Origin of the sequence: Bifidobacterium lemurum (assembly GCF_014898175.1) — a bacterium.
In the GTDB taxonomy this organism is placed as follows: Bacteria; Actinomycetota; Actinomycetes; order Actinomycetales; family Bifidobacteriaceae; genus Bifidobacterium; species Bifidobacterium lemurum.
On record NZ_CP062948.1, the window covers coordinates 1434830 to 1447355 of the forward strand.

10 protein-coding genes are annotated in these 12526 nt (G+C 63.6%); 8 read left to right on the forward strand and 2 right to left on the reverse strand.

Annotation, left to right across the window (positions count from 1 at the left end; translation table 11 throughout):
- Positions 1 to 77: 77 nt before the first annotated feature.
- Positions 78 to 1097, reverse strand: a complete 1020-nt coding sequence (locus BL8807_RS05305; RefSeq protein ID WP_072726963.1) for a LacI family DNA-binding transcriptional regulator — start codon at positions 1095 to 1097, stop codon at positions 78 to 80.
- A gap of 548 nt (positions 1098 to 1645) precedes the next feature.
- Here BL8807_RS05305 and BL8807_RS05310 point away from each other — a divergent pair.
- From BL8807_RS05310 to BL8807_RS05325, 4 genes are all read left to right on the forward strand, one after another.
- The gene (locus tag BL8807_RS05310; protein WP_072726962.1) at positions 1646 to 2965 is read left to right on the forward strand and encodes an ABC transporter substrate-binding protein; all 1320 of its coding nucleotides are present in this window, start codon (positions 1646 to 1648) and stop codon (positions 2963 to 2965) included.
- Between the two features lie 301 nt (positions 2966 to 3266).
- Positions 3267 to 4193, forward strand: a complete 927-nt coding sequence (locus tag BL8807_RS05315; protein WP_072726961.1) for a carbohydrate ABC transporter permease — start codon at positions 3267 to 3269, stop codon at positions 4191 to 4193.
- Positions 4194 to 4215: 22 nt separating this feature from the next.
- Entirely contained in the window at positions 4216 to 5034 is an 819-nt protein-coding gene (locus tag BL8807_RS05320) for a carbohydrate ABC transporter permease (protein ID WP_072726960.1), read from the forward strand.
- A gap of 28 nt (positions 5035 to 5062) precedes the next feature.
- Complete coding sequence (locus tag BL8807_RS05325; protein WP_072726959.1) at positions 5063 to 7075, forward strand: glycoside hydrolase family 127 protein; 2013 nt, start codon at positions 5063 to 5065, stop codon at positions 7073 to 7075.
- A gap of 77 nt (positions 7076 to 7152) precedes the next feature.
- Here BL8807_RS05325 and BL8807_RS05330 read toward each other — a convergent pair whose 3' ends face one another.
- On the reverse strand, positions 7153 to 9036 hold the full coding sequence (locus BL8807_RS05330; RefSeq protein ID WP_072726958.1) for a PfkB family carbohydrate kinase: 1884 nt from the start codon (positions 9034 to 9036) through the stop codon (positions 7153 to 7155).
- Positions 9037 to 9269: 233 nt separating this feature from the next.
- Between BL8807_RS05330 and BL8807_RS05335 the strand changes: the two genes are divergently transcribed.
- From BL8807_RS05335 to BL8807_RS05350, 4 genes are read left to right on the forward strand one after another with little or no spacing between them, the layout of a single operon-like run.
- Positions 9270 to 10016 (forward strand): ECF transporter S component, encoded by a 747-nt coding sequence (locus BL8807_RS05335; protein ID WP_083570349.1) that lies wholly within the window; start codon positions 9270 to 9272, stop codon positions 10014 to 10016.
- A 9-nt stretch (positions 10017 to 10025) separates the two neighbouring features.
- The gene (locus BL8807_RS05340; RefSeq protein WP_072726957.1) at positions 10026 to 10850 is read left to right on the forward strand and encodes an energy-coupling factor transporter transmembrane component T; all 825 of its coding nucleotides are present in this window, start codon (positions 10026 to 10028) and stop codon (positions 10848 to 10850) included.
- On the forward strand, positions 10847 to 11695 hold the full coding sequence (locus BL8807_RS05345) for an energy-coupling factor ABC transporter ATP-binding protein (protein WP_072726956.1): 849 nt from the start codon (positions 10847 to 10849) through the stop codon (positions 11693 to 11695). Before BL8807_RS05340 ends, BL8807_RS05345 begins: the two co-directional genes overlap by 4 nt.
- The gene (locus BL8807_RS05350; protein WP_072726955.1) at positions 11692 to 12525 is read left to right on the forward strand and encodes an energy-coupling factor ABC transporter ATP-binding protein; all 834 of its coding nucleotides are present in this window, start codon (positions 11692 to 11694) and stop codon (positions 12523 to 12525) included. Before BL8807_RS05345 ends, BL8807_RS05350 begins: the two co-directional genes overlap by 4 nt.
- Position 12526 lies beyond the last annotated feature (1 nt).

Consider the following 12526-nt stretch of genomic DNA (forward strand, 5'->3'; position numbering starts at 1 on the left):
GATTCCTTTCCCGTCGCCCATGTGTGGTGCATCCCCTCCTTCACCTGAGTGGGCTTCGCACGGGGCGGAAGGGATGGTCAGTCGAGCGGCAGGGTGGACTCGCGCTGGATCAGCCGGCAGTGCACGTATTCCACGCCATGATGCGGATCGCCGTTGATGGCGTCCATCAGATAGCGGGCCGCGCGCCGGCCGATGGTCTCCGTCTCGTTGTCGATGCTGGTGAGCGAGGGGCGTGAGCTGGAGGTGAGCACATTCCAGTTGTCGTGCCCGATCACGGCCACGTCGTCCGGGATCCGCAGGCCCTGCTGTTTGAGCGCGTCGATGCATCCGCGGGCGAGTTGGTCGCTTTGGCAGACCACGGCATCGAACTCGACACCTTGGTCGAGCAGCAGCCGTGCGGCGGCTCGTCCCCAGTTCTCGTCCCATTTGCCGTATCGGATCGGCCCCGCCGGTTCCAGTCCTACTTCGGAAAGCGCCTCCAGCGCGCCTTTGGTGCGGTCGGTCGACGCCGTGTAGGTTTCATCGCCGCCGATGATGGCGATTTTGTTTCGTCCGCAGGAGATGAGGTGGTTCACCGCCATACGGCCGGCCTCCACATTGTCGCAGGTGACGGAGCAGTCCTCGATGTCGGTGGATGGGCCGTACAGATAGACCAATGGCACGCCCCAATCGCGTCCGAGGCTGGGACGCGGGTTGGTCTCGCATTGCACGATCAGTAGGCCGTCCACCTTCAGCGACAGCAGTTTCTCGACGTGCAGTCGCTCCAAAGCCGCATCGCCGCGTGCATTGGCGAGTAGGACGGAGGTGGATTGCGCCCGTAGTTCATTCTCCGCGCCGATGAGAATCGGGGTTGAGAAGCGGCCCTGTAGGTCGGAGGTGACCAATCCGATGGTTCCGCTGGTGCCTCGCGCCAGTGATTGGGCAAGTTTGTTGGGGGAGTAGTTGAGCCGCTTGGCGGCGTCCAGCACCCGTTCTTTGGTGGCGCGGCTGATGCGGGGTTTGTTGTGCAGCGCCTTGGAGGCGGTGGCCAGCGATACCTCGGCCAGGGCGGCCACATCTTCCAGCCGGGCGGTTTGCCGCGTTCGGGATTCTGCCATGTCTGCCTCTTGCTCTCTGCCGGGCGACCATGTCTTCCGTGGGGGAGATGGTGGCGCGCCGTCGCGAATGATGCGTCCCATTGTACTGCATGTTGCGAAAATTTTCGCACTCTTCGGCATGGGAGGTGGTTCCTATGGGGCATGATGAGCGTGTCCGCGGATGCGGTTGGGGCCTGAGGGATGCTTGGCTTTCTGCGTCGAGATGGGCGGTAATGTCTCCCTTGGGACGCGCGATATGCGAAAACTGCGAAAAGATGGCGATTGGAGGCCTCTGGAATCGCTTCGCAGGGAGTTCGTCTGTCGGTGTCGTTGAGTGAGAATGCTGGAGATATCAAGTGTTTCGCATGATGGAAGACGTAGTGTAAGAAAGTTGCGAAAGCGGTTTTGCATTTTTGGGAAGGATGCGTTATAGTGAGAAAAGGCTTTCGCAGTTTTCTTGAATGATCGATGAGGGCATTGTCGGGAAAACCGTGGAGGCACAGGAGGCGGATCCCCGCCACCGCCTCTCACTGTTGAGCGGAACACACATAGAGAAAGAAGCAAAAACAATGGTGTCTTTCAATAAGGTCACACGAGTCCTCGCCGGCGTCGCCGCCACGGCGCTGCTCATTCCGCTGGCCGCCTGCGGCAGCACGGGTGGTACCGCCGCCAACACCGCGGACATCCCGGCGCAGGGCACCGACGATGGTACCGAGATCACGCTGTGGACCCGCGCGCCTCTTGAGCGCCAAGCCAAGAACGCCGTCGAAGCGTACAACGCCTCCCATAAGAACCAGGTGAAGCTGGAGATCATCCCGAACGACGATATGGAAGGCAAGGTCGGCGGCGCCTCGCAGACCGACTCCCTGCCCGACATCCTCGCCGGCGACGTGGTGCGCATCCCCTACTGGGCCTCCGAAGGCATCTTCACCGACATCTCCGACCAGATCGACGGTCTGGACAACCTCGCCGACCTGCAGCAGGGCCACATCGATGCCGGTACCGTGGATAGTGCCAAGTACACGCTGCCGTTCATCACCGATGTTTCCGTGATGGTGTGGAACAAGGATCTGTATGAGGAGGCCGGACTCGATCCTGAGCAGGGGCCGCGATCCATTGATGAATTCGTCGAGCAGGCCAAGGCCGTCGCCGCCCTCGATAAGGACGGCGTCGCGGGCTCCTACCTCGCGGGTCAGTCCGGCGGCGCGCTCATCTTCGACCTGTTCCCCTCCGTGTGGGCCGACGGCGAGTCCGTCATGAACGAGGATGGCACCGAGGCCACGCTGGATAATGATTCCATGAAGGCCGTGCTGGACGCCTACAAGGAACTCGCCAACACCGACAACGGTCTGGGCGCCGGCTCCAAGGAGGAGACGGGCGCCACCTGGACCGCCCCGTTCGCCAACGGCAACATCGGCGTCATGCCGTACCCGAACACCTCCGTCACCTCCATCATCGAGGCTGAGGCCGAGGGCGGCTTCGAGGTCGGCGTCACTCCGATTCCGGGCACCCAGGAAGGCAAGACCTCCACATTCCTCGGCGGTGACGCCATGGGCATCTCCAAGGATTGCGAGAACGTCGCCCAGGCTTGGAACTTCCTGTACTGGCTCATGCAGTCCGACTCGCAGGCCGAAGTGTTCGCCGCCAACGGCGACACCGCCTCCAACATCGAGACGCTGAAAACCGCCTATGAGGACGCCGACCCGCGCGTGCAGACCATCAACTCCGTGATCATCGACGGCAACGGCCAGACCCCGAAGACCGTCGCCTGCAATGAGGCGTTCAACGCGGCCGGTTCCCCGTGGCAGCTGCTCGTGCAGAACGCGGTGTGGGGCGATGGCGATCTCGAGGCCGACAACCAGGCCATCACCGACATCCTCGCGCAGTAGGAGCCTTTCGGACTCCGTCCGCCGGGTTCCGGCCTTCTCGTTCATCCTGGGCGATGGCCGCCACCGTCATCCTGGGCGGTACTTACCGTCGTCATCCTGAGCGAAGTCGAAGGATCTCCTTCCCTTCGGCTTCGCTCACGCCTCGACGGTCTCTTCTCCTTTCATTTCCCTTTTCTCGCACACCGCTGGATGCGGTGTGTCATAGGGGCTCCCGCCTCGGGGCGTTCCGGGTCGGAGTCTCGATGACGGATTGCATCCAACATCCCTTTCATCGACATCAACCAACCTCAAGGAGAGAAGCATGTCAAGCGTTTCCAAGAACGCCGCGTCGGTGCCGACGCATCGTTCGAAGGCCAAGGCGGAGCAGACGCGTCGCGGCCTGCTGTACGCGTTGCCGGACTGGGTCATGATCATCGTCCTGTTCTTCGTGCCCATCGTGCTGCTGGTCGTGATGGCCTGCTCGCGTTGGAGCCTGATGGGCGGCAACCGAGGTCTGAACTTCCCCGACAACTTCATCGCGGTGTTCGAGAACAAGCTGTTCGGCCAGTCGATTCTGTTCACCGTGGAATACACGGTGATCGTCACGGTCTTCCTGCTGGTTCTCGGCCTTGGCCTGGCGCTGATCGTGCAGGAGAGCTCGAAGTGGAACAACGTGCTGCGCACCTGCTTCCTGCTGCCCTCGGCCACCGGTCTGGCCTCCGCGTCGCTGCTGTTCTACGCGCTGTACTCCCCGCAGGTCGGCCCCGTCACCAAGATCCTGAGCTTCTTCGGATTGATGGAGGACGGCGGTTCGGTGCTCGCCACCGGCCAGTCCGCGCTGTGGGCCACGATCATCGTGATCGTGTGGCGTTTCTCCGGCTACTACATGCTGCTCATGATGATCGGCCTGCAGTCCATCCCGGGCGATCTGTACGAGGCCGCCCGTATGGACGGCGCCGGTGCGTGGCGCATCTTCCGCTCCGTGACCTTGCCGCTGATGAAACCCACCATCGTGATGTGCCTCGTCTACTGCGTCACCGGTTCGATTCTCGCCTTCGACCAGTTCTTCATCCTGACCAAGGGCGGTCCGAACAACTCCACGATGACCGTGGTGCAGCTTATCTACAACTTCGCGTTCGACTCCAAGAAGGACCTCGGCATGGCGGCCGCGTTGTCGCTGCTCGTGCTGGCGGCCCTCGTGGTCATCAACTCCATCCAGATGCGCGGCATGCGCGACAACACCAAGTGAGACAAGGGGAAAGGAAGACATCATGACTATCCCGATGTGGAAGCGCGTCATCGCCCGTACGCTCGAGGCGATCCTCGCCATCATCTTCATCAGCCCGCTGATCTGGGTTGTGGTCAGCTCGTTCAGCCCGCAACCCGGCTCCGCCCAGTCCAACGGATGGGGCGTGGCCAACTACCTGACTCTGTTCGGCTATCAGGAGGGCCTGCCGGTCTACCTGCTCAACTCGATCATCGTCTCCCTGGTCGCGGTGGTGTTCTCCGTGGTGGTGTGCACGCTGGCGGGCTACTCGTTCTCCCGCTTCGACTACCCGGGCCGCAACCTCGGCTTCATGGTCACCCTGTCGATTCTTATGGTGCCGTACGCCTCACTGCTCATCCCGCTGATGGTGTGGTACAAGAACATCGGCCTGAACGACTCGTTGCTCGGCGTGGGACTGGTGATCACGTTGTTCCAGCTGCCGATGAGCACATTCATCATGCGCAACGCCTTCGACGCGATCCCCAAGGATATGGAGGAGGCCGCCATGGTCGACGGCTGCAACAGCCTGCAGGCGCTGCTGCGTATCCTCGTGCCGGTCGTCAAGCCCTCGATGGTCACCGTCGGCCTGCTCGCCTTCCTCGAGGCGTGGAACAACTTCATGATCCCGCTGTACCTGTCCAGCTCGGGCAAGGCCACCCTGCCGCTCGCCCTGGTGAACATGCGCCAGCAGACCATGGGCGTCATCGACTACGGGGCCACCGAGGCCGGCGTCGTGGTGCTGCTCATCCCCTGCGCCGTCCTGTTCCTCGCCCTGCAGAAGTACTACGTCAAGGGCTTCATGGCGGGCGCGGTCAAGGGCTGACGCGACGAAAAAGGAATCGACGATAGATATGACTACAGCATCCCAGCAGCGTGTGGCCGTCGGCGTGCCATGCGTGACCATCACCTCGCCTTTCTGGAAGAATCGCCGCGATCAGATAGTCGAATCCGTCATCCCCTACCAGTGGGGCGTGATGAACGACGAGATCGACACCGTCGTGCCCGACGATCCGGCCGGCAACCAGCTGTCCGACAACAAAAGCCATGCGGTCGCCAATTTGAAGGTGGCCGCCGGCGAACTGTCCGACGACTTCCATGGCATGGTGTTCCAGGACTCCGACGTATACAAATGGTTGGAGGAGGCCGCCTACGCTCTGGCCTACCATCCGGATCCGGAGCTCAGACGCCTGTGCGACGAGACGATCGCGTTGATCGCCCGCGCCCAGCAGCCGGACGGATATCTGGACACCCCGTATCAGATCAAATCCGGCATATGGGCCAGTCGTCCGCGTTTCAGCCAGATCCAGCAGAGTCACGAGATGTACGTGATGGGCCACTACATCGAGGCCGGCGTCGCCTATTGGGAGGTCACCGGCAACGAGCAGGCGCTTGACGTGGCCTGCCGCATGGCCGACTGCCTCGATGCGAACTTCGGACCCGAAGCCGGCAAGATCCACGGCTCCGACGGGCATCCGGAGATCGAGCTCGCGCTCGCCAAACTCCACGAGGCCACCGGCGAGAAGCGCTATCTCGAGCTTGCCCGCTATCTCATCGATGTGCGCGGGCAGGATCCTCGGTTCTACGCCAAACAGCGCGAGGCGCTCGGCGGCGACGACATCTTTCGTGACCTGGGCTTCTACAAGAACGAGTATTTCCAGGCCGCCGAACCTGTGCGCGAACAGCGGACCGCCGACGGGCACGCCGTGCGCGTCGCCTACCTGTGCACCGGAATCGCCCATGTGGCGCGGCTCACCGGCGACGTGGAACTGATGGAGACCGCGAAACGGTTCTGGCGCAATATCGTCACCCGCCGCATGTACATCACCGGTGCCATCGGTTCGACGCATGTGGGCGAATCATTCACCTACGACTACGATCTGCCGAACGACACCATGTACGGCGAGACCTGCGCCTCCGTGGCCATGAGCATGTTCGCGCGTCAGATGCTGCTCGCCGACCCCCGCGGCGAATACGCGGACGTGTTGGAACGGCAGCTGTTCAACGGCGCGATCGCCGGCATCAGCCTCGACGGCAAGCAGTACTACTACGTGAATCCGCTCGAATCATCGCCTGAGGGGCTTGCCAGTCCCGACCGGCACCACGTGCTCTCGCACCGCGTGGACTGGTTCGGCTGCGCGTGCTGCCCGGCCAACATCGCCCGCCTGATCGCGTCGGTGGACCGGTATATCTACACCGAACTCGACGGGGGCCGCACAGTGCTCAGCCACCAGTTCATCGCCAACGAGGCGACGTTCGCCTCCGGTCTGCGCGTGACGCAGGAGTCGAACCTCCCCTGGGACGGACATGTGGAGTACCGCGTCTCGCTGCCTGCGGATGGCGAGGCGACGGTGAGGTTCGCCGTGCGCATCCCCGCATGGTCGAAGGATTCGTACACGCTGACCGTGAACGGTGGCCCGGTCGCGGTCGAGGTGCTGGACGGCTTCGCCTACTTCGACGTGCCCGCCGGCGAATCGCTGGACATCGCGCTCGATCTGGACATGTCGGTGAAGCTGATGCGCGCCAACAGCCGCGTGCGCGACGACGCCGGGCGCGTGGCCGTAATGCGCGGACCGCTGGTCTACTGTGCGGAGCAGGTCGACAACCCCGGCGATCTGTGGGGCTACCGTCTGGCCGACGGCGTGACCGCGGCCGCCGCCACCGTGGCGTTCGAGCCGGATGTGCTGGGCGGCGTGAGCGTGGTGTCGCTGCCCGCCGTGCGTGAGGCGGAGGATGTGGATGACGCGCCGCTGTATCTGCCCGCCGACGCCGCCTGCGCGGTGGAGCCCGCGACGCTGGTGTTGGTGCCGTATTACGCGTGGGCCAACCGTGAGGTGGGTCAGATGCGCGTGTGGCTGCGCCGCTAGCGCTGGAAGTCCCAGCCGCGCCCCTCCTTTCAGAAAAGAAAGAAGTGGCGCGGCTTTGCGTCATCCTGGAATGGGATTCAGAGGTCCATGTTGAGCAGGCGCGCCTCCAGGGCGGAGCGGTCGATCAGCGAGGTGGTGGCGCCCTCTCGGGTGATCGAATAGCCGGCGGCGACGGTGGCGACCTCGATGGACTCCTCCAATGTGCGCCCGTACATCAGATATGAGGCCAGCGCGCTGATGAAGGCGTCACCCGCTCCGGTGTTGTCGACCGGCGTGAAATCCGCCGCGGGGAAATGCCGTTCGGCGTCGGCGGAGAACAGCGTGCAACCGCGCTCGCCCAGGGTGACGATCACGCATCCCGCGCCGCCGTCGATCAGCGCGCGCGCTTTGTCGGAGATCGTTCCGTCGCCGTCGATCAGCGCGTTCAGCTCGTTTTCGCTGGGGACGAGGATGTCCACTTCGGCGAGCACCTCGTGCGGCAGATGGTCGCAGTTGGAGGGTTTGAGGATCGTCGAGGCGTGATGGCGGTGCGCCGCCCGGCAGGCCGCCTCCACGGCGGCGAGCGGGATCTCGGATTGGACGAGGCAGTATCCGGTGTTTTCGAACAGCTGGTCCTTGTCGGCGATGTCCTGCGGACTGAGCGTGTCGTTGGCGCCGGGCATCAGCGAGATCATCGAATCGCCGTTGGCATCCACGAAGATGAACGCCGTGCCGGTTTTGCTTTGGGCGCGGCGGGTGATGCCCGAGGCGTCGATGCCCCAGCGGGACATCTCCCGGAAGATGAAGTCGGCGTCCGGGTCCGAGCCGACGTTGCCGATCAGGCTGACGCGGTGCCCGAGTTTGGCGACGCCCACCGCCTGGTTGATGCCCTTGCCGCCGGGGGCCACCGAAGACAGCGCGGCGGTGACCGTCGACCCCTCGGTGGGCAGCTTCGGCACGGATAGGCAGTTGTCGATATGCAGGCTGCCCACCACGGTAATCTTCTTGCGGTTCATCGAGGACGGGGCGCTGAGGGTGCTGGTGTTGTCGAGATGGAACTCCTGCACGAAGGAGTGCGGAGGCTCGTCGCTGCGCTCGATGGCGGTGATGAGTTTGGCGCACAGATAGGAGCCGAAGTCGGCGTTGCGGATGGTGTAGGTGGAGATCTCGGTGGAGCCGGGATAGGCGAGGGTCTCGTTGGTGTCGTTGCGGATGGACACCAACGAGACGTCGTCCGGCAGGCTGTAGTGCAGCGAGCCCATCAGCTGGTGGAACTCCAGCGCCATGCGGTAATGCGAGGAGACGACGCCGGTGGTCGTGTGCCCGGAGATTCCGCCCACCAGCGTGTCGTCGAGCTCGTAGAACACCATCGCGTCGTCGAAGGGCATGCCGTGGTCGAACAGGCAGCGCTTGAATCCGGCGAGGAAGTCCTCGGTGCGTCGGCCGCGCGTGAGCAGGCAGGCGATGCCTTTGTGCCCGCGCATGATGAGCTCCTCGGTGAGCCTGTAGGCGGCCTCGGTATAGGGCAGCAGCAGGGATTCGTCGCCGCCGTGCGGGCCGATCGTCAAAGCGGGGATGTCGAGTCGATCGATGGAGTCCCTGCGGCTCAGGCTGTCGGGCGCGGCGGGCTCCCAGATGACGCCGTCGACGCGGTGTTTGCCCAGGGCTGCGATATTCTTCATCTCCTGTTCAGCGTCGGAATAGCTGTTGAACACCATGGTGCCGTATCCTGATGCCTGTGCGGTCTGCACGATGCCGTCGAGTGTGGTGTCGAAGGAGATCGAGGAACGCAGCAGCACGCCGATGCTCCACGATTTCGTGGTTTTCGGCGTGGAGGAGTAAGGGGCGTAGTGGTATTCGCGCACGATGCGCAACACCTTCTCCCGGGTCTCCGGACTGATGCTCTGGTCCTTGCCATTGACGATCTTCGACACGGTGGATGGCGAGACCCCGGCGATATGTGCGATGTCTTTGATATTCATGGCTTCTCCTTGCCCCCTTTTCCCGTTCGCCTGTGATAAAGGGGAGTGCTGATGTCCAGTCTACAGTCGGCGTTTCGCGTTTTTGACATCGGTCGGCGCGGTTGTTATTCTACAGCTAAGAAAACATTTTAGGAAAACAGTTTCGTTACAGATGATTCGGCACGGCGGTCGAATCGAGTTGGGAAAGGGCACGCGGCCCCGCCGCGTGCGGCACGTGACAGGAAGGAATCATCATGGCGACGAAGATGTCGTTCATACAGAGCGTGAAGGCGCAGTTCTCCACCAAATCGCTGGTGTTGATCCCCATCGCGGTGGGCGTCAACCTGGTGGGAGGCACGTTGTGCTCCACGCTGAAGCTCCCTTTGTTCCTCGACATGATAGGCACGATCGTGGTGGCCTGTCTGTCCGGTCCGTGGGTGGCCGCGTTGTGCGGTCTGCTCACGAACGTGTTCCTCGCGCTGGTGGCCAACCCGGTCAACCTGCCCTATGCGCTGGTCAGCGTGCTGTGCGGTCTGACCGTGGGCTATATGGTCCGCGCCGGACTGTTCAAGAAGATCTGGGGCGCGGTGCTCGTCTGGCTGGCGGTGACGCTGGTCAACGCGGTGAGCGCCTCTTTGGTGACCGTGTTCGTGTTCGGCGGCGCCACGGGCGTCAACGGCACCTCGTTGCTGACCGCCGCGCTGGTGGCCGCCATGCAGAACATCATCGTGTCGGTGTTCTCGTCGTCGATTCTGGAGAACCTCGTCGATAAGGGCATCGCCGTGCTGATCGCCTACTTCATCGTCAAGAAGGTGCCGCAGCGCTTCCTGAGCCAGTACGCGGCCGATTCGATGGGTGAGGCCGTCTCCGGCGAGATCGCGGACGACGAGGACGACGACGATGAGGATGATGAGGACGACCTCGACGATCTTCCGGCCCTCGAAACCGGAGCCGAGGCCGCGTCCGGCCCCGTCCCGTCGGGCGTGCGCGACGATAGGTAGGTCGTCGCCATGGCACAAGGCATCAACACCTTCGTCGAACGCGGCACGGTGATCGAACGGCTGAATCCGCTCACCAAAGTCGCCGCCGTGTTCGCCTTCGGCCTTGCCGCGCTGATCTGGCCCGATCCCTGGCTGGGGCTCGCGCTGATCGTCGTGGTGTTCGTGATCGCGTTCGTCGCGAAGATCGGGCCGTCCTTCACCAAGATCATGGTCGGCTTCGGCATCCCCATCACCGTGATGCTGATGTTCATCCAAGGTCTGTACAGCCCGAGGAACCGCACCGTCATCGCGGATTTCGGCTTCGCCCAGCTCGGGCTCGAGGGCGTGATGTACGCGGCCAAGATCATCGTCGTGGTGATGGTGTTCCTCGGCAGCTTCACCATCATGAACTCCACCACGTATGTGGGCAAACTCGTCGCCGCGCTCACCGGAACCGGAGTGAACGCCAAGGTCGGCTATCTGGTGCTCGCCAGCCTCAACGTCGTGCCGCAGATGCAGCGGCGCATGGCCGTCATCCAAGAGGCGCAAAGCGCCCGCGGCCTTGACGTGGGCGGCTCCCTGATCGACCGCGTCAAAGCCTCGCTGCCTCTGCTGGGGCCCGTGGTGATGTCCTCACTCACCGACGCGCAGGAACGCGGCATGACGCTGGAGACCCGCGGATTCGGCATCAAAGGCGTGAGGCAGACCAGTTATGTGCAGGTGGAGCGCACGCGCGCGGACCGTGTGGTCCGCATCGCGCTCGCGGTGTTCTTCATCGCCGTCGTGGTGGTGAGCGCGCTCGCCTATGCCGGCGTCGTCACCCTGCCGGGCGACCTGACGGGAGGCTCCCGATGAGCGGCATCGTATCCGTGCGTGATTTCTCCTTCCGCTACCGCAGCGCCAAACGCCGCGCCGTGCGCGACCTGAGCTTCGACGTCGAGCAAGGCAGCTTCCTAAGCATCGTCGGCGCCAACGGTTCGGGCAAATCCACCCTCTGCAACGCGATGATCGGCCTGGTGCCGCATTATTTCGTCGGGCGGATGGCCGGTTCGATCACCGTGGACGGCAAGGATGTGGAATCCAGCGATATCGCCGACCTGTCGACCACCATCGGCCTGGTGTTCCAGAACCCGTTCAACCAGCTGAGCTACACGGCCGGCACCGTCGCCGAGGAGCTCGCCTATGGGCTGGGCAACCGCGGGGTGCCGCGCGAGGCCATGGTGGAGAAGGTCGAGCAGGTGGCCAAACTGATGCGCATCGACCACATCCTCGACAAGAATCCTCTGGAGCTTTCCGGCGGCCAGGTGCAGCGCGTGGCCTTCGGCTCGACGTTCATCATGGAGCCGAAGGTGCTGGTGCTCGACGAATGCACCACGCAGCTCGATCCGCTCGGCGGCGAGGAGATCTTCGACATCGTCAAGAGACTGAACGCCGACGGGGTCACCGTGATCATGGTGGACCACGATATGGAACGCGTGGCCCGTTACGCGGACAAGGTGCTGGTGCTCGACCGTGGCCGCATGGCCGCGTTCGGCGCGCCGCGGGAGGTGTTCGCCGATCCGGGCTTACCCGAGCGCGGCATCGACGTGCCCGATTATGTGCGGATTGGACGCGCCCTCGCCGAGGAGGGATACGACGTCGGCGAGCCGGCCGTCACCGAGGAGGAATGTGTGGAGCAGGTCAGGCGGGTGGTCGCATGAGAATGGAAATCGACAATCTCGTCCACGCCTATCCGACCGGAGAGAAAGCGTTGCGCGGGGTGAGCCTGGTGCTGGAAGGCGACGAACCGGTGGCCATCATCGGGCAGAACGGCGCCGGCAAAACCACGCTGGTCAAGCATTTCAACGGTATCCTGCGCCCCACGGAGGGCCATGTGCGCATCGACGGCGTGGATATCACGGAACGCAGCACCGCGCAATGGTCCCGTGAGGTAGGCTACGTGTTCCAGAATCCGGACGACCAGCTCTTCCTCGATTCGGTGCGCAAGGAGCTCGCGTTCGGACCCGAGCGGATGGGCGTCGGAGCGGACGAGATCGACAGGCGCGTGCGGCGCGTCGCCGATCTGGTCGGACTGGGCAAAAAGCTCGACACGCACCCCTTCGACCTCTCCGCGGCGGAGAAGAAATTCTGCACCATCGGCGCGGTGCTGGCCATGGAGCCCAAAGCGGTGGTGTTCGACGAACCCACCTGCGGGCAGGACCTGCGCGGCAATCGGCGACTCGCCTACATCATCGCGTCGCTGAAGGCGGCCGGCGTGCTGTGCGTCACCATCAGCCACGATATGAAATTCGTGACCACGCACTTCCCGCGGGTCATCGTCATGTGCCAGGGGCAGGTGCTGATGGACGGGCCCGCGCGGCGGGTGTTCGCGGATGCGGACACGCTCGCCCGTTCGTTCGTCACGCCGCCGCCGATCACCAGAGTGGCCGCGCAGGCGGGCCTCGGCGACACGGTGTTCACCGTGCCGGCCTTTATGAATGCCGTCCGTGAGGCGAACGCCGCACGGGAAACCACAAGGGAAAGGATCTGAC